This is a genomic window from Nocardia sp. NPDC004278, from assembly GCF_053602975.1.
This window is the reverse complement of record NZ_JBSGEQ010000008.1, coordinates 143,429-160,999: the sequence shown is the minus strand read 5'-3', so window position 1 is coordinate 160,999 and position 17,571 is coordinate 143,429. Positions and strand designations below refer to the sequence as shown.

The window sequence follows — 17,571 nt, the reverse complement described above, 5'->3', positions numbered from 1 at the left end:
TCAGTCCTTGCCGGTTTCCAACGGCAGACCGATCGGCGCCGGAATCTGCTCGACGGTAAGCCGTTTGCGGAATACCCAATATGTCCAACCCTGGTAGCCCAGCACCACCGGCGTGACGATCACGGCCGCCCAGCTCATCACCTTCAGCGTGTACGGCGTCGAGGAGGCGTTGTCGATGGTCAGGTTGAACAGGTCGCTGATGGTGGAGGGCAGCACATTCGGATACAGCGACCCGAACAGCAGCACGGTGGCCGCCGCGGTGGTGACCGCGGTGCCGACGAAGGCCCACCCATCGCGCTCGGCGAAGCTCGCCGCACCCGCGAGCACCAGTCCGAATACGGCCAGCGCCAGGGGAATCCAGGTCCACCCGGAGCCATAGGCCAGCTGCGTCCACACACCGAATACACCGACCACGACGGCCGTCGGCACCAGCAGCAACCGCACCGTCTTCGCGGCATCGTCGCGCACCTCGCCGCCGGTCTTCAGCACCAGGAAGACCGCACCGTGCAGCGCGAACAGCAATCCGGTCGTCAGCCCGCCGAGCAGCGCGTACGGCCCGAGCAGATCCCATACCGAACCGGCGATCTGCTTCTTCTCGTTCAGCGGTACCCCGTGCACCACATTGGCGAATACCCAGCCCCACGCCAAAGCCGGTATCCAGGAGCCGATTCCGATCGCGGCATCACACCAGGCCCGCCAGCGCGGGTCATCGATCTTGCTCCGGTATTCGATGGCGCAGACCCGCACGATCAGCGCGACGAGCACCAGCAGCAGCGCGATATAGAAGCCGGAGAACAGGCTCGCGTACCACTCCGGAAAGGCAGCGAACATCGCACCGCCCGCGGTCAGCAACCACACCTCATTGCCGTCCCACACCGGCCCGATCGTATTGAGCACCACCCGCCGTCGGGTATCGCTGCCCTTGCCGAGAATCGGCATCAGCATGCCGACCCCGAAGTCGAAGCCCTCCAGCACGAAGTAGCCGGTGAACAGGACGCCGATCAGCAGAAACCAGAACTGTTGCAGATTCATCGTCGGCTCCTAGATTTCGAACAAACTTGTCGGTGCCCCGCCCTACAGTGGTCGTGCGTCGGGAACGGCGCTCCGGACCTCCAAACGGGAGGCCGGGTCAACAAAGCCTGTGGAGAACTCGGCGCTGGCCAGTCGGCTTGCCGGTCTGGTGAAACTGGGCTCGCTGAAGCAGGAACCTTTGCCCGACAACGGCGAGGGACCGAGAAGGGTGGTGTCGGACGAGTTGTTCGGCACGCTTTAGTAGGCGAACGAAAGCTGCTCGACGTCTTCAGCACGGTGGCCGCCTCCTTCCTGTGTGTCGTCCGGCCCACGACCTTTGGGCCGGGCGGCCGCGGGGGCCTCCGGTCCGGCGATGGTGTAGCGCCGCATCAGGTAGAACCACACCACCGCGAGCGCGCCGTACAGCAGGGTGAAGACCACCAGCGAGGTGATCACCGTGCCCGAGACGTGGTCGGAGACGCCCTGTTGCACCATCAGCCGCAGCCGTTGGTCACCGGTCGGGTTCGGCGCGACAACCCAAGGCTGCCTGCCCATTTCGGTGAAGACCCAGCCCGCGCTATTGGCCAGGAACGGGGTCGGGATGGCGAGCAGGCACAGCCACGAGTACCAGCGCTTATCGGTGATCCGGCCGCCGCGGGTCAGCCACAGGCCGACCAGCCAGAGCAGGATCGCCCCCGCCGACAGGCCGATCATGGCGCGGAAGGACCAGTAGGTGACGAACAGATTGGGCCGATAGTCGCCCGGACCGAATTTCGCGTTGTACGCCTGCTGCAGATCGGTGACACCGTCCAGGGTGACCCCGCTGAACTTGCCCTTGGCCAGGTACGGCAACACATACGGCACCTCGAGCACGTGCGTCACGCTGTCGCAGTTGTTGTGGGTGCCGATGGTCAGTACCGAGAAATCCGGATCGGTCGCGGTATTGCACAGCGATTCCGCCGAGGCCATCTTCATCGGCTGCTGTTCGAACATGAGCTTGCCCTGCACATCGCCGGTGAAGAACAGGGCGACGCCGGCGACCACGATCACCCACAGGCCGGCGCGACCGCCGGAACGCCACATCGTGCGCGCCTCGGCGATTTTCGTCTCGTCACCGCTGCGCGCATTGCGCACCATCCACCAGCCGCAGATGCCGACGACGAAGGTGCCCGAGGTGAGAAAGGCTCCGGCGATCACATGCGGAAATGCCGCCAGCGTCGTGTTATTCGTCAGGACTTCCCAGATGCTGGTGAGTTCGGCCCGGCCGCGCTCCGGGTTGTATTTGGCGCCGACCGGATGCTGCATGAACGAATTGGCCGCGACGATGAAATACGCGGAGGCGTTCACGCCGATCGCGACGAGCCAAATCGTGCCCAGGTGCAGCAATTTGGGCAACCGGGTCCAACCGAAGATCCACAGACCGAGGAAGGTCGACTCCAGGAAGAACGCGACGAGCGCCTCGAGTGCGAGCGGTGCGCCGAAGACGTCACCGACGAAACGGGAGTATTCGCTCCAGTTCATGCCGAACTGGAACTCCTGCACGATGCCGGTTGCGACACCGAGCGCGAAGTTGATCAGGAACAGCTTCCCGAAGAATTTGGTCAGCCGGTACCAGTAGTCCTTACCGGTGATCACCCAAGCGGTCTGCATGCCCGCCACGAGCGGAGCCAGACCGATCGTCAACGGCACGAAGATGAAGTGATAGACGGTCGTGATGCCGAACTGCCAACGGGATAAGTCCAGGACACTCAAAACCGACCTCCTGCCGATCTACGACATGACGTAGTAAAGACTACGCCCGGAAAAGGGCCGATCAAGCGGTCTTATGGCCCGACACACCGAGGCCAACCGCCCTCAACGGCCCGTTTTCCCAGCTCGTCACATACTCCTACGCGTCGTAGTAGGACGAAGATCACCGCCCGTCGAACTCACCAATCGCCGATGGCCCCGGCCCGCTCCACGCCACGGTCCACCAACTCGATGATCTCGGCCGCATTGTCCGGCGCCATCATGCGCAGTCCGTCCAGCGAATTCACCCGGGCCGCGAGGGTAATGCTCGACATCAGCCAAATGCTGTCGCAGGTCAGCAGATCGGCGGTGAACAACGATGCATAGGTGCACTTCCACCCTGCCTTCTCGGCCTCGGCAAACAGCGCGCGCTGGGTGACCCCGGGCAGCACACCGTTCTTCGCGGGCGGTGTGATCAGGTGGTTGTCCCTGGCGATGACGACCGTCGAGCGCGGTCCCTCCAGCACCCGGTTCTCCGTGCTGGTGAAGATCACGTCATCGGCGCCCATGCGCTGGGCGAACCGCAGCGCCGCCATATTGGTGGCATAGGACAGCGTCTTCGCACCGAGTAGCTGCCATGGCGCGGCTTGCGCCAGGTCCACCGAGATCCCGCGCGATAGCGAAACCACCGCGACCCCCTCGGTACGCGCCTTCTGCACCCGCTCCGGTACCGGGAGCACGAGCACATAGGAAGTCGGCACCGCCACCGCGGCCGCAAGATCACCCGAGGTGACGCTGGACGGGGCCGCCTGCTCGGTGTCGCGGCCCCTGGTGAGCACCAAACGCAGTAGGCCCTCGCGCTCGGTCCCCCATTCCTTGGTCGCCGTCTCGACCGCGTCTCGCCATTTCCCCAGTTCGGGCTCGGGCAGATCGAGCGCCTGCGCCGAACGCCGCAGCCGGCCTAGATGAAATTCGATCGCACACGCGGTCCCGCCACGAACCAAAATCGACTCGAAGACGCCGTCACCGCGGAGCACGCCGATGTCGTCGGCAAACAACAACGGCGCGTCCGGATCTTGGACGGCGCCGTCGAGTGTTACAAGAACTCGATCCACCATGGGTCGAGCGTAGGCGGTGTTCGATGACCGCGCCTAGGTCATGAACGAGTTCTGTAAGCCCCCATGACACAGTTGGGTACCAATGCGGTTTGCGACCCTCGCGCAACACCCGCCCACGCCACCGCCTTCGGTTCGCGCCTAGAGTGGTTCACGTGTCCGTGGTCGTCGCACCCAGTCCTATCCTCGCTGTCCCGGGCGCCGTTGCGGGAGCGGCCGGTTCACCGGATGCCGCCGTCGCATGGCATTACGGGGATCCCTTCACCGAGCAGCGCGCCGCCGCGCAACGGGTTGCCATTGTCGACCGGTCGCATCGCTTCGTACTGAAGATCACCGGCGCCGAGCGGCTGACCTGGCTGCACACCATCACCAGCCAGCACATCGCCAACCTCGGCGACGGCCGCTCGGCCGAAAGTCTCGACCTCGATCTCAACGGACGGATACTGCACCACTTCGTGCTCACCGACCTCGACGGCACGGTGTGGATCGATACCGAGGCCGAGCGCGGACCGGCACTGCTGGAATTCCTGGCGAAGATGGTCTTCTGGGCCGATGCGAAACCGGTCGAGGCCGCCGACCACGCGGTGCTGACACTGCTCGGCCCGCGCGCGGATGAGCTGACCGAAACCCTCGGCATCGCTGCACTGCCCGACATCTACGAAGCGGTGCCGCTGCCGGACGGTGGCTTCCTGCGCCGGATGCCGTGGCCGAGCGCGGATTCCTTCGATCTGGTGATCCCCCGCGACCAACTCGCCGACCGCTGGGCCCGCCTCACCGCCGCTGGCGCCGAACCCGCCGGCATGTGGGCCTTCGAGGCGCTGCGCGTCGCGGCGCTGCGCCCCAGGATCGGCTCGGACACCGACGAACGAACCATCCCGCACGAGGCCCGCTGGATCGGCGGTATCGACGAGCACGGCGCGGTGCACCTGGACAAGGGGTGCTACCGCGGCCAGGAAACGGTGGCCCGGGTGCACAATCTCGGCAAGCCACCGCGCCACCTGGTGCTGCTGCACCTGGACGGTTCCGCCGACGAGCGCCCGACCACCGGCACCGATGTCACCGCGGGCGGTCGCGCCGTCGGCCGACTCGGCACCGTCGTCGACCACTACGAATTCGGGCCCATCGCACTCGCTTTGGTCAAACGCACCATCCCCGCGGACACCCAGCTGACCGCGGGTCCGACCGCCGCCGCCATCGATCCGGATTCGGTACCCGCCGACGACGAACCCCAGGCGGGTCGCCTCGCGGTCGACCGGTTGCGTGGCCGCTGATGCAGCCCGACGACTGCGCCCGAGTGCTGGCGGTCTGCGTCGTACACGCGGAACTGGATGTGCCGGGCAAGGTGGGTCGCACCGCGATCGATAAGAGGCCGGTCCCCGGCCGCGTGGCCGTGCGCGCACTCGGCCTCGACGGCGACCATGTGTGCGACACCAAGCATCACGGCGGTGTGCACCAAGCCGTCTACGCCTATGCCGAGGAGGACGCCCAACGCTGGGGCGCAGAGTTGGGCCGCGACTTGCCCGCGGGCTGGTTCGGCGAGAACCTGCGCATATCCGGCCTCGCCGTCAGCGATGCGGTGATCGGCGCGCACTGGGCAATCGGCGATGCGCTGCTCGAGGTGAGCGCACCGCGTGTGCCCTGCGCCACCTTCCAGCACTGGTCCGGTGCGGCCCACTGGGTCAAGCGCTTCACGCTGCAGAGCGATACCGGCGCCTACCTGCGCGTACTCACCGAGGGCACGATCGGCGCCGGTGACGAGGTGCGCATCGTGCACACTCCCGAACACGGCATCACCGTCCGCGACCTGTTCACCGGCGACGATCCGGATCTGCTCGCGATCCTGCTCGCCGATGAGCCGACCATCTCCGACGATGTACGCATGCAGATCGAACGGCACGGCCGCCGCCACGCGAATGCCCGCCGTGCCCGCGAGCAGTGGGTCGATGAGGCGAGCGCCCGCGAGCAGCGAACCGACGACGCCAGCATCCGCGAGCAGCGAACCGACGACGCCAGCATCCGCGAGCAGCGAACCGACGACGCCAGCATCCGCGAGCAGCCCGCGGCCGCCGCGACGACAGGAGCCGAGCTATGACCGTCGAACTCGTCGAGGTCGTCCGCTCGGGCTTCCGCGAATGCGTGCACAGCGGGTCGGTGGTGATCCTCGGCGCCGACGGCGAACCGACCCTTGCCCTCGGCGAGGTGCACGTCCCCATTTTCCCGCGCTCCACCAATAAGCCCATGCAGGCGATCACCCTGCTGCGCAACGGTTTCGAACCGGTCGACGAAGCGGAACTGGCCATCGCGACCGCTTCGCACTACGGCGAACCGGATCACATTGCGCTGGTCCAGCGCCTGCTCGACCGGTTCGGCTTCGACGAGGCGGCCCTGCAATGCCCGCCCGATCTGCCGCAGGACGAAGGCGCGCGGGCCACGGCGCTGCGCGAATTCGCCGAACCGCGCCGGGTGTACATGAACTGCTCCGGCAAGCACGCGGCCATGCTCGCCACCTGCGCCATCAATGGCTGGCCCACCGAGGGCTATCTGGACCAGACGCATCCGCTGCAGCAATCGGTGGTCGCCACCATTACCGACCTCACCGGTGAACCCGAAACCGACCTCGGCATCGACGGCTGCGGACTGCCGATCATCCCGGTCTCGCTGGTGAATCTGGCCCGCGCCTACGCGAATATGGCGACCGCGGACCCTGGTTCGCCGCAGCGCCGGGTCGCCGATGCGATCCGCGCATATCCACGAGTGATTTCCGGCACCAACGCACCCGATCTGCTGACCATGCGGGCGACCCCCGGCCTGGTCTGCAAGATCGGTGCGGATGGTGTGCACGCGGGCGCGCTACCGGATGGAACGGCGTTCGCGTACAAGATCGCCGACGGTCACGACCGCGCGCGAATCCCCCTGACGCTGGCCATTTTGCATCGCATGGGAGTCGAGTGGTCCGATGCGCACGCCGAACTCGCGGCCCCGCCGGTGCTCGGCGGCGGTGCCCGAGTCGGGGTCATCCGAGCGATCCCCGGGGTGCTCTGAGGGGTCGGCCCGACGGCGACAACCGGGCAAACGGCACCACTTCGGGAGTTCTTCCCCCACTCCTGGAAGCGCGACCGCCGGACACACGCTAAAGTGTCTGTCAGGAAGAGTATTAATTCGAACGGGGCCGCCAACAAACCCCAGGCCGCCCCGCAGTGACGCGAGGGGGTCAGCCATGGGCCGTGGCCGGGCTAAGGCAAAGCAGACCAAAGTCGCACGCGAGCTGAAGTACAGCTCAGCGCCGACTGACTTCGCGAGCCTTCAGCGCGAGCTTTCGGGTAGCCCCACCTCCCAGCGGAGTGGTGGTGTGCTGTCCGATGAGCACGACGCGGACGAGTCCTCAAACCGTTGGGATGAGGACGACGACTACAACGACTGGCGCCGCTGACTCGAATTCAAACGTCTGAAGGGGGAGGCCGACGGGCCTCCCCCTTCAGGCTTTGACATCGCGTTACCGGACTAGCCACTCGGGGCTTGCAACAACATCAGCGTCCCGCATCGATCGATGCGGGACGCTGATGTGTGTTCTGTTGTCGGACAAGGACTATCAGAAGCGCGGGTGCTCACCCACCAGCACGGCGCGCACCGCATCGGCGTCCTTGGCCTTCTTGACGGTGCCCAGAGTCCAGCAGGCGATATGCCGCGCGGTCAGCACGGCAAGGGCCCGGTCGACATCCTCGGGCGCCACCACGGCGACCATGCCGACGCCCATATTGAAGGTCTTCTCCATCTCGGCCCGGTCGACCCGACCGCGCTGGGCGATCATCTTGAACACCGGCGCCGGATTCCAAGTGCCGCGGTCCAGTTCGGCGACCATACCCGCGGGCAGCACCCTGGCCAGGTTCGCGGCCAGGCCACCACCGGTGACGTGGGCGAAGGTGCGCACATCGGTTTCGGCGATCAGCGCAAGGCAGTCCTTGGCGTAGATCATGGTCGGCTCGAGCAGTTCCTCGCCGAGGGTGCGGCCGAATTCCTCGACGTGCCCGGTCAGCGACATCCGGTCGATATCGAGCAGCACCTTGCGGGCCAGGCTGTAGCCGTTGGAGTGCAGACCCGAGGAGCCCATGGCGATCACCACATCGCCGGGGCGCACCCGGTCCGGACCGAGCACCGAATCGGCTTCGACAACGCCGACACCGGTCGCCGAGAGGTCGTAGTCATCGGGATCCATCAGGCCGGGATGTTCGGCGGTCTCGCCGCCGAGCAGCGCGCAGCCCGCACGGACACAGCCCTCCGCGATGCCGGAGACCAGCTCGGCCACCTTCTCCGGGACGACCTTGCCGATGGCGATGTAGTCCTGCAGGAACAGCGGTTCGGCACCGCAGACCACCAGATCGTCCACGACCATCGCGACCAGGTCGAGGCCGACCGTATCGTGCTTGTCCATCGCCTGCGCGACCGCGATCTTGGTGCCGACCCCGTCGGTGGAGGCCGCGAGCAACGGCTCGCGGTAGCCACCCTTCAGTGCGAACAGTCCGGCGAATCCGCCGAGCCCACCCTGGACCTCGGGTCGGCTGGCCTTCTTCGCCAATGGTCCGAACAACTCGACTGCGCGGTCACCTGCCTCGATGTCCACGCCGGACGCGGCGTACGAGGCACCGGCACCACTGGGGGTCTGTTCAGTCATTTTCGGGGAAAGCTCCAAACCGAATCGGCGGATAGATGCCAGCTCACGCTACCGGAGTCAGATAACGGACTCGGCCGTAGGCACCTTCATATTGTCCACCGCCCGCCTGGTAGATGGCGATCATTCCACCGGCTCGGTAGCGAACAGTGCCGCACTCTCGGCGCGACGCCGCCGCTGCTCCACCGGATCGGGCACCGGCACCGCGGCGACCAGGCGTTGGGTGTACTCCTGCTCCGGACGGCGCAGAATGCGATCACGATCACCCTGCTCGACCACTGCGCCGTCGCGCAGCACCACGATCCGGTCGGCCAGTTGGTCGACGACGGCCAGATCGTGGCTGATGAACAGGCAGGCCCAGCCGCACTGCTGCTGCAATGTGCCGAACAGCTCCAGCACCGCCGCCTGCACCGAGACATCCAGCGCGCTGGTCGGTTCGTCGGCGACCAGCAGGTCCGGATCGAGCACCAGCGCCCTGGCCAGGCTGGCGCGCTGGCGCTGGCCGCCGGAGAGTTCGTGCGGATAGCGGCGTTCGGTGCCCGCTGGCAGCTGCACGTCATCGAGCATGTGACGCACCCGGGCCCGGATCTCCTCGGCACTGCCCGCCTTGTGCACGATGAGCGGTTCCGCGACGCACTCGCCCACGGTGAGCCGCGGATTCAGCGAACTGGCCGGGTCCTGGAAGACGAAGCCGAAGCGGCGGCGGATCGGCCGTAGCTGCCGTTGCGACAGCTCCGCGATGTTCTGGCCGCGCACCTTGACGACCCCGGAGGTCGGGCGCTGCAGTGCGGCGACGCAGCGGCCGATGGTCGACTTGCCCGAACCGGATTCGCCGACCAGACCGAGGGTTTCGCCGGGCCGAATGGACAGGCTCACATTGTCCACCGCGCGGAACGGCGGGCGGCCGAACGGGCCGGGAAACTGCACAACCAGATCGCACACCTCGAGCACCGGCTCGGCGGTGGCGACCTCCTTGGTGCCGTGCTCCAACTGCGCGGTGCCCAGATGCGGGACGGCCGCGAGCAGTTTGCGGGTGTACTCCTCTTTCGGCGCTGCGAACAGCTCATCCACCGGCGCCTGCTCGACCACCTGGCCGTCGTGCATCACCACGACTCGGTCGGCGATATCGGCGACCACACCCATATTGTGCGTGATCAAGACGATCGCGCTGCCGATGCGATCGCGCAGATCGCGCAGCAGTTCCAGGATTTCGGCCTGCACGGTCACATCGAGTGCGGTGGTCGGTTCATCGGCGATGATCACCTTCGGCTCGCACGAGATGGCGATCGCGATCATCACGCGCTGTTTCTGGCCGCCGGAGAGCTGATGCGGGTAATAGTCCACCCGATGTTCCGGATCGGGCAGTCCGACCATGCGCAGCAGTTCGATCGCACGGGCCTTGGCGGCCTTGCGGCCCATATCGCTGTGCGCCCGCAGCGCCTCGGCGATCTGAAAACCGACCGTGAACAGCGGATCGAGTGCTCGACCCGGCTCCTGGAAGATCATCGAGATCGCGCCGCCGCGCAGGGCGGTGAGCTGGCGCTCGCTCATCGAGGTGACCTTGTCCGCGCCGAGGGTGACCAGGCCCTCGACCCGCGCGGTATTCGGCAGCAGTCCGATCGCCGTGCGCGAACTCACCGATTTGCCCGAGCCGGACTCGCCGACGATGGCCAGCACCTCGCCGGGGAAGACCTCGTAGGAGACATTGCTGACCGCGTGGACGGGTCCGGCGTCGGTGGCGAAGGTGACCGATAGTGATTCGATGGACAGCGCCGGATGCTTCTCGGCTATCACTTCCGTCATCGTGCTGGTCCTTCCCGGTCTGCATCGGTTGTGCCACCCGGCTCGGCCCCGTCCCCGAGATCGAGTTCGGCGGCGGTGAGTTCCGCTGCGGGAACGTCTTTTTCGACGACGGTGCCGGAATCGCTGGCATCGACGCCGAGGCTGTCGCTGGCGACGGTGGCCGGGCTGAACGCCCGCCGGGTACGCAGCAACGGATTGAGCACCTCGTTGAGGCTCTCGCCGACCAGCGTCAGGCCGAGTACGACCAGAACGATGGCGGTACCGGGGAAGATGCCGGTCCACCAGATGCCGTTGGAGACATCGGAGAGCGCCTTATTGAGGTCGTAGCCCCATTCGGCGGCCTGGGTCGGCTCGATGCCGAAGCCGAGGAAGCCGAGCGCGGCCAAGGTGAGGATGGCATCGCCCGCATTGAGCGTGACGATGACCGGCAGTGACTGGGTGACATTGGCGAGAATGTGCCGGAACATGATCCGAGTGGTGGACGCACCGGTGACCCTGGCCGCGTCCACATACGGTTCGGTCTTCACCGCAACGGTCGCATTGCGAACCACCCGAAAGTACTGCGGTACATAGATCGCCGTAATGGCGACCGACGCCGAGAGCACGCCGCCGAAGCTGCTCGACTGTCCGCCCGCGACCACAATGGACACCACGATCGCCAGCAGCAGGGTCGGGAACGCGTAGATGGCGTCCATGAACAGTACGAGCACCCGGTCGAGGGCTCGTCCGATATACCCGGACACCAATCCGAGCGGCACCCCGACGACCAAGGACATCACCAGCGAGATCGTGATCACCAATAGCGCGGTGCGGGCACCGAAGATCACCCGGGACAACACATCCTCGCTGCGCACCGATGTGCCGAACCAGTGCTGACCCGACGGCGGCTGCTGCGCGACGAAAGCGACACCGTCCGAGGAGTTCTGGGCGAGGCCGTACGGTGCGATCAGCGGCGCGAAGATCGCCACGAATACGAACAGCGCGACCAGACCGAGTCCGACGATCAGCGTCACCCGCTGCAATCCGGCGGTCATGGTGAGCAGCTGCAATCCGGGGATCCGCCGGCGTTTGGTCGGCGGTACCGGCGCCATCACCACTGGTTCGTTCGCCAATTCCGGAGCGGTCATCAGAACCTCACTCTCGGGTCGATCAGCGCGACAATGACATCCACCACGAAGCTGATGACCGCGACGGCCAGCGCCAGGAACGCGACAATTCCCTGCACCGCGATGAAGTCACGCTGATGCAGATATTCCGCGAGCTGATAGCCGAGCCCCTTCCATTCGAAGGTGGTCTCGGTGAGCACCGCACCGCCGAGCAGCGTCGCGATATACATGCCCATCACCGTGATGATCGGAATCATCGCGTTGCGCACGGCATGTCGGCCCGTCACCACCCGCGAGGAAAGTCCGCGCGCCCGCGCGGCATCCACGAATTCGCTGCGCAGTGTCTGGATCAGATTGACGCGCACCAGCCGCAGGAAGATACCCGCGGTCAACAGACCGAGGGCGACCGCTGGCAATATCGCATGCTTCAGCACATCGAGCAGATAACTGCTGTCCCCGTAGAGGATTGCGTCGACCACCATGATGTTGGTCTTCGGCGAGACATGCTGCAGTTGCAATTCCACCGCAGTGCTGGCCCGGCCCGCGACCGGCAGCCACGCCAACTTCACCGCGAAGATCAGCTTGAGCAGCAGGCCGACGAAGAAGACCGGCGCCGCGTAGGCCAGGATGGCGAACAGTCGCAGTCCGGCATCGGCCGTCGAATCACGGTGTGTCGCAGCGTATCTGCCGAGTGGAACGCCGACCGCGAAGGCAACCAGCAGCGCCCAGAACACCAGCTCCAGGGTCGCCGCGCCGTAGGTTGTCACCACCTCGCTGATCTGCCGATTGTCCTGGGAGTGTCCGAAATCCCCGTGCATCAGCCCGGAGATGTACTCCCAGTACTGGGTCAGGATGGGCCGGTTCAAACCGGCCGCTTCCTTGCGCACTTCGATCTGTTCCTGGGTCATCCGTCCGCCCATCGCGGCGCTGATCGGATCGCCGATCACCCGCATCAGGAAGAACACGACGGTGACCAGGATCCACGCCGTCGGCAGGATCAAGACCAGTCGAATCACCAAATACCGTAATAACGCCAGCTGTCGGGAATCCCCGCCGAACTTCCCGACCCATGGCAGCCCGAAGCGCCGGACCCGATCCGATGCCTGCTTTTCCGCGGTGGCAACAGTTTCGGGCCCGGCTTCGCCAGATGTCACTTGCTCAGCACCGTGTACCGGAACTTGAACGATGCGTCGAGTGTGTCCGACACCCCCTGGACGCTCGGATTCGACACCGCGATCTGCTTACCGGACAGCAGCGGCAGGGTCGGCAGATAGTTCTGTGCGAGATCCTTCTGCACGTCCTCGATCAGCTTGATGCGCTTGGACTTGTCCTGCTCGGTCGTCTCCGCGGTGAGCTGCGAGGTGATCTTCGGCTCCTCGAAGTGCGACTGCAGGAAGTTGTTCGGCGCGAAGAACGGGGTCAGGTAGTCGTCGGCGTCCGGGTAGTCCGGGAACCAGCCGAAGTGATAGAGCGGGTAACCGTCGCGGGCCCGTTCCTTCTGGTAGGTGACCCATTCGGTGGATTGCAGATTCACCTTGAACAGTCCGGTCGACTCCAGCTGCGATTTGATCGCCGCGTACTCCTCGGAGCTGCTCGAACCGTAGTGATCGGGGTTGTACTGCAGATTCAGTTCCACCGGTGTCGCGACGCCGGCGCCGGAGAGGAATTTCGCCGCCGCATCCTTATTGGGCTTGGCGCCATAGAGATCCTTCAGCGGCTCGGCCGCACCCGGCATGCCTTGCGGCACAAAGCCGTACGCGGGCTGGTAGGTGTTCTTGTAAACACCCTCGGCCAGCGCGGGTCGGTCGATCGACGAGGCGATTGCCTTGCGCACCGCCAACTTCTGCTCCGGAGTTCCGCCCGGCATGGTGTTCAGATTGAAGACGATGTAGCGCAGCTCACCGCCGGGACCGTCCGCCACCTTGACCTTGCTGTCCTTGCGCAGCGATTCGATATCGGTCGGCGTGAAGGAGCGGTAGGCGACATCGAGTGCCCCGCTCTGCAGATCGAGCTTCATATTGTCCGAGGTCGCGTAGTACTTGGTGGAGACCTGCGACGTCTTCGGCGTGCCGAGGATGCCCTTGTAGTCCGGGAACGCCTTGTACTCGACCAGCTTGTTCTTGTCGTAGCTGGCGATCGTGTACGGGCCCGAGTAGCCCTTGCTCTTCACCACGTCCTCGTCCGGCAGCACCTTATTGGCCGGGAAGACCTTCTCGTCCACGATCGGACCGGCCTGGGTCGGCAGAATCGCGGGGAAGGTCTGATCGTTGGCGACCTTCAACGTGAAGTTCACCGTCAGGTCGTCGGCGATCTCGGTCTTCTCGAGATTGCCCAGCAGCGAGGCGGGGCCGTTGGGGTCATTGATGCCGAGCATGCGATCGAAGGAGAACTTGACGCTCTTCGCGGTCAGCGGGTTCCCATTGGCGAACTTCAGCCCGGACTTCAGCTTGCAGGTGTACACCATCGGCGAGCTGAACTCGCACTTCTCCGCAGCGTCGGGCTTCGGGGTGGCATCGCCGGGGGCGAAATTCAGCAGATACGAATAGATCTGGGTTTCGACCAGCAGCGAGCCGTTGTCGTAGGCGGCTGCGGGATCCAGCGAGAAGATCTTGTCGGTGGTGCCTGCCACCAGTCCGGCCCCATCGCCACCACCACCGGTACGCCCCGAACCGCATCCCGCGATCGCGGATACGGCCAACGCCGCCATCCCGACCGCCGCGATGCGTCGGGCACGCACCCTTCGCCCAGGCTTCCTTGAAACCAACATCAGGCCCCACTTCTCCAGCGCACCACTCCGCGTGTCCTGGATCACAGGACCGCGGACGGCACGGTTAACTTCCGATATGTCGGGCACCGTACCCAGGATCCATTTCTGGGATGTTGCGTTTTCGAAGAAAAAATCACGGGAGGGTTACTGGCTGTCGCACCGAACGCGCGGGCAAGGCCGGATCACCGGACGAATGACCAGGTTTGCGCCGAATCCGGCCTTGGGGCGTCTCGAGGAGGCCATGGCACGCAGGTGGACAGAACGGCACAAGACCCCGGACAAAATCGAACCCCCCGGCGGCCGCCGAGGGGTTCGTGGATCGTTCTTCGTCAGGGACGGCTCAGCGCGCTCGCGTTCGCGTTCTCGCTCAGCAGCATGGCCTCCGACTGTCCGGTGAGCATGCCCTCGAGCAGGTTCTTGCCGATGGCCGCCTCGGTGGGCAGCGGAATCGGGTAGTCGCCATCGAAACAGGCGCAGCACAGCCGGGAGCGCGGCTGCTCGGTGGCGGCGATCATGCCCTCGGTGGAGATATAGCCGAGGGTGTCCGCGCCGATGGAGCGGCGCACCGCCTCCACCATGTCCTCGTAACTGTCATCGGCACCCGCGCCATTGGCGATCAGCTCCGCACGCGAGGCGAAGTCGATGCCGTAGAAGCACGGCCACTTCACCGGCGGCGAGGCGATGCGCACATGGATCTCCAGCGCGCCCGCCTCCCGCAGCATCCGGATCAACGCGCGCTGGGTATTGCCGCGCACAATCGAATCGTCCACCACGATGAGTCGCTTACCGCGGATCACCTCGCGCAGCGGATTCAACTTGAGCCGAATGCCGAGCTGACGGATGGTCTGACTCGGTTGGATGAACGTGCGCCCGACATAGGCGTTCTTCATCAGGCCCTGGCCGTACGGCACACCGGAGCCCTGGGCGTACCCGACCGCGGCGGGGGTACCCGACTCCGGCACCGGAATCACCAGATCCGCCTCGACCGGATGCTCCTTGGCCAGGCGACGGCCGATCTCCACCCGCGTGGCGTGCACCGAGCGACCGGAGATGGTGCTGTCGGGACGGGCCAGGTAGACGAATTCGAAAACGCAGCCCTTGGGTTCGGGATTGGCGAAGCGCATGGACCGCACGCCGTCGGCATCGATCGCCAGCAGTTCGCCCGGCTCGATCTCCCGGACGAAGGCCGCACCGACGATATCCAGCGCGGCGGTCTCACTGGCAACGACCCAGCCACGTTCGAGCCGACCGAGGCACAGCGGGCGAACGCCGTGCGGATCCCGCGCGGCGTAGAGGGTGTGCTCGTCCATGAAGGTCAGACAGAACGCGCCCTTCAGGGTCGGCAGCAGTTTCATCGCGGCCTGTTCGATGCTCGAATCCGCGGCGGCGTGGGCCAGCAGCGCGGTCATCACATCGGAGTCCGAGGTGGCGGTGATCGGTGCGGGCCGACCGCCGGAGACCGGCGGCATGCCGATCAGTCCGAGTTCCCGTGCGCGGGCGCTCAATTCGGCGGTGTTCACCAGATTTCCGTTGTGGCCCAACGCGAGTCCGGAACCGACCGCGGTGGTGCGGAATATCGGCTGCGCATTCTCCCAGGTGGTGGATCCGGTGGTGGAGTAGCGGCAGTGGCCGACGGCGATATGACCCGGCATCGCGGCCAGGGTCTGCTCGTCGAATACCTGGCTGACCAGACCGAGATCCTTGAAGACCAGGATTTGCGAACCATCGGAGACGGCGATACCAGCGGCCTCCTGGCCGCGGTGTTGCAGCGCATACAAGCCGTAGTACGTGAGCTTGGCCACATCCTCGCTCGGCGCCCAGACTCCGAACACTCCACACTCTTCGCGTGGTTCGTTCTCGACCTGATCGGGGGTTGTTTCGACCGGCATTTCGGCGTTGGTCACCGTTTGCTCCCTGTTCGGGCGGGCTGTGCGCAATGGCCATTCTACGGGTGCATCGCGCGCGGCGGTCACCGCCACCACGTCCGTACAGCAATCGCCGAGCGACGCTGCCGTTTTTCGGTCCTACCCGGTGTTACCGTGCCAGCCGTGACGACTACGGACGGTAGGGGAACCGCTGCGTCGGACCGGCGGTTCACCGCGCGCATGTGGCTGGCCCCGATCGCGGTACTGACCCTGTTCATGGCACTGCTCGCCACGATGTATCTGGACTATGTCGTCGATCCGGAGAAGAACCTGCACGACTTTCCGATCGCACTGGTGAATCAGGATGTCGGCGACACCATCGGCGCGCCGGGTCGGGAGCAGCAGGTCAACTTCGGCAACCAGATCACCGACGCGCTGCGCCAGGGCATCCCGGCGGACAAGGTCGATCTGCAGGTGCTCGGCATCAACGAGGCTCAGCTGAAGATGCAGTCGGGCGCGGTGTACGGAACCATCCTGATCCCAAGCGATTTCAGCAAACGCCTCGGCATTCTCGGCGTCGGCAGCGTGGTGCCCGGTGATATCCAGCGCCCGGCGCTCACCCTGCAGACCAATCCGCGCAGTGGCGCATTCGTCACCCAGATCGTCACCACCATTGGCACGCAGGCACTGACCCAGGTGAACGAACAGGTGGGCAAGCAGCTGACCGAACAGGTCCGCGCGCAGCTGACACCGCCGCCCGGCGGCGCGCCCGCACCCGAGTTGACCGGTGCGACCCGGGTGGCGCTCGCGGATCCGGTGCAGATCATCGTCGCGCCGTTCCGTCCGCTGCCCTCGGGCACCGGACAGGGGCTGACCGCGTTCTTCTACGCGCTACTGCTCCTGCTCGCCGGGCTGGTCGGTTCGATGACCATCCACACCATGATCGATGCCGCACTCGGTTTCGTGCCCACCGAATACGGACCGTGGTACGTGCATTTTCCGGCCACCCCGATCTCCCGGTTCAATACGCTGCTGATCAAGTGGGGTGTGATGGTGATCACCGCGAATATCGTCGCGGGGGTCTTCCTCGGTGTGGCACGGCTGCTCGATATGCCGATCGACCATCCGCTCACCCTGTTCCTCTACAGCGCGCTGGCCATCATCGCGGTCGGGATCACCGGGCTGTCGGTGCTGGCGGCACTCGGTTCGGCCGGACTGCTGGTCAATCTGATCCTGTTCATCATCCTCGGCCTGCCCTCCTCCGGCGGCACCGTGCCGATCGAAGCGACGCCCAAATATCTGGGCTGGCTGGCAAAATTCGAGCCGATGCACCAGGTCTTCGTGGGTGTGCGCGCCATCCTCTACTTCGACGCGAACTTCTCGGCGGGGCTGTCGCGCGGGGTGTGGATGTCGGTGATCGGGCTCACGATCGGGCTGGTGCTCGGCACCTTCATCACGCGGTACTACGACTACAAGGGCCTGCATCGGCGCGATCCGGCCCGCCGCTGAG

13 protein-coding genes and 1 pseudogene are annotated in these 17,571 nt (G+C 65.5%); 5 read left to right on the top strand and 9 right to left on the bottom strand.

Going from position 1 to position 17,571, the window contains the following annotated elements:
* From cydB to ACWEO2_RS15045, 3 genes are all read right to left on the bottom strand, one after another.
* Positions 1-1,032, bottom strand: coding sequence for a cytochrome d ubiquinol oxidase subunit II (cydB, locus tag ACWEO2_RS15055; RefSeq protein ID WP_355181820.1), 1,032 nt, complete (start codon positions 1,030-1,032; stop codon positions 1-3).
* Positions 1,033-1,269: 237 nt separating this feature from the next.
* Positions 1,270-2,763 (bottom strand): cytochrome ubiquinol oxidase subunit I, encoded by a 1,494-nt coding sequence (locus ACWEO2_RS15050; RefSeq protein ID WP_452405811.1) that lies wholly within the window; start codon positions 2,761-2,763, stop codon positions 1,270-1,272.
* Between the two features lie 176 nt (positions 2,764-2,939).
* Positions 2,940-3,857 carry an aminodeoxychorismate lyase gene (locus ACWEO2_RS15045; RefSeq protein ID WP_452405810.1) on the bottom strand — a complete coding sequence of 306 codons (918 nt, stop codon included), beginning with the start codon at positions 3,855-3,857 and terminating at the stop codon, positions 2,940-2,942.
* A gap of 152 nt (positions 3,858-4,009) precedes the next feature.
* Here ACWEO2_RS15045 and ygfZ point away from each other — a divergent pair, with 152 nt between their 5' ends.
* From ygfZ to ACWEO2_RS15025, 4 genes and pseudogenes are all read left to right on the top strand, one after another.
* Entirely contained in the window at positions 4,010-5,125 is a 1,116-nt protein-coding gene (gene ygfZ / locus ACWEO2_RS15040) for a CAF17-like 4Fe-4S cluster assembly/insertion protein YgfZ (protein ID WP_355181814.1), read from the top strand.
* Positions 5,125-5,763: pseudogene (locus tag ACWEO2_RS15035) on the top strand (MOSC domain-containing protein); the annotation flags it as partial. The gene ygfZ and the pseudogene ACWEO2_RS15035, both read left to right, overlap by 1 nt.
* A gap of 179 nt (positions 5,764-5,942) precedes the next feature.
* On the top strand, positions 5,943-6,896 hold the full coding sequence (locus tag ACWEO2_RS15030) for an asparaginase (RefSeq protein WP_452405809.1): 954 nt from the start codon (positions 5,943-5,945) through the stop codon (positions 6,894-6,896).
* 175 nt (positions 6,897-7,071) lie between these two features.
* Entirely contained in the window at positions 7,072-7,284 is a 213-nt protein-coding gene (locus tag ACWEO2_RS15025) for a DUF3073 domain-containing protein (RefSeq protein ID WP_355181808.1), read from the top strand.
* A gap of 159 nt (positions 7,285-7,443) precedes the next feature.
* On the opposite strand, the gene purM is transcribed toward ACWEO2_RS15025, so the two are convergent.
* From purM to purF, 6 genes are all read right to left on the bottom strand, one after another.
* Positions 7,444-8,523, bottom strand: coding sequence for a phosphoribosylformylglycinamidine cyclo-ligase (gene purM / locus ACWEO2_RS15020; protein WP_452405808.1), 1,080 nt, complete (start codon positions 8,521-8,523; stop codon positions 7,444-7,446).
* Between the two features lie 120 nt (positions 8,524-8,643).
* On the bottom strand, positions 8,644-10,323 hold the full coding sequence (locus ACWEO2_RS15015; protein WP_452405807.1) for an ABC transporter ATP-binding protein: 1,680 nt from the start codon (positions 10,321-10,323) through the stop codon (positions 8,644-8,646).
* The gene (locus ACWEO2_RS15010; RefSeq protein WP_452405928.1) at positions 10,320-11,414 is read right to left on the bottom strand and encodes an ABC transporter permease; all 1,095 of its coding nucleotides are present in this window, start codon (positions 11,412-11,414) and stop codon (positions 10,320-10,322) included. The genes ACWEO2_RS15015 and ACWEO2_RS15010 overlap by 4 nt, the downstream gene beginning before the upstream one ends.
* Before the next feature lie 35 nt (positions 11,415-11,449).
* Positions 11,450-12,466: an ABC transporter permease gene (locus tag ACWEO2_RS15005; protein ID WP_452405927.1), complete on the bottom strand. Its 1,017-nt coding sequence runs from the start codon at positions 12,464-12,466 to the stop codon at positions 11,450-11,452.
* Positions 12,467-12,579: 113 nt separating this feature from the next.
* Positions 12,580-14,136, bottom strand: coding sequence for an ABC transporter substrate-binding protein (locus ACWEO2_RS15000; RefSeq protein WP_452405926.1), 1,557 nt, complete (start codon positions 14,134-14,136; stop codon positions 12,580-12,582).
* Between the two features lie 389 nt (positions 14,137-14,525).
* Positions 14,526-16,085, bottom strand: a complete 1,560-nt coding sequence (gene purF, locus ACWEO2_RS14995; protein ID WP_452405925.1) for an amidophosphoribosyltransferase — start codon at positions 16,083-16,085, stop codon at positions 14,526-14,528.
* 216 nt (positions 16,086-16,301) lie between these two features.
* On the opposite strand from purF, the gene ACWEO2_RS14990 reads away from it, so the two are divergent.
* A complete protein-coding gene (locus ACWEO2_RS14990) occupies positions 16,302-17,570 on the top strand; it encodes an ABC transporter permease (RefSeq protein WP_452405924.1) in 1,269 nt (422 codons plus the stop codon).
* Position 17,571 lies beyond the last annotated feature (1 nt).

Bases quoted from the DNA above. Each gene is read 5' to 3' on its own strand.
- cydB (WP_355181820.1), bottom strand. From the start codon at position 1,032: ATGAATCTGCAACAGTTCTGGTTTCTGCTGATCGGCGTCCTGTTCACC.
- ACWEO2_RS15045 (WP_452405810.1), bottom strand. From the start codon at position 3,857: ATGGTGGATCGAGTTCTTGTAACACTCGACGGCGCCGTCCAAGATCCG.
- ACWEO2_RS15030 (WP_452405809.1), top strand. From the start codon at position 5,943: ATGACCGTCGAACTCGTCGAGGTCGTCCGCTCGGGCTTCCGCGAATGC.
- ACWEO2_RS15025 (WP_355181808.1), top strand. From the start codon at position 7,072: ATGGGCCGTGGCCGGGCTAAGGCAAAGCAGACCAAAGTCGCACGCGAG.
- purM (WP_452405808.1), bottom strand. From the start codon at position 8,523: ATGACTGAACAGACCCCCAGTGGTGCCGGTGCCTCGTACGCCGCGTCC.
- ACWEO2_RS15015 (WP_452405807.1), bottom strand. From the start codon at position 10,323: ATGACGGAAGTGATAGCCGAGAAGCATCCGGCGCTGTCCATCGAATCA.
- ACWEO2_RS15010 (WP_452405928.1), bottom strand. From the start codon at position 11,414: ATGGCGCCGGTACCGCCGACCAAACGCCGGCGGATCCCCGGATTGCAG.
- ACWEO2_RS15000 (WP_452405926.1), bottom strand. From the start codon at position 14,136: ATGGCGGCGTTGGCCGTATCCGCGATCGCGGGATGCGGTTCGGGGCGT.
- purF (WP_452405925.1), bottom strand. From the start codon at position 16,085: ATGCCGGTCGAAACAACCCCCGATCAGGTCGAGAACGAACCACGCGAA.
- ACWEO2_RS14990 (WP_452405924.1), top strand. From the start codon at position 16,302: ATGTGGCTGGCCCCGATCGCGGTACTGACCCTGTTCATGGCACTGCTC.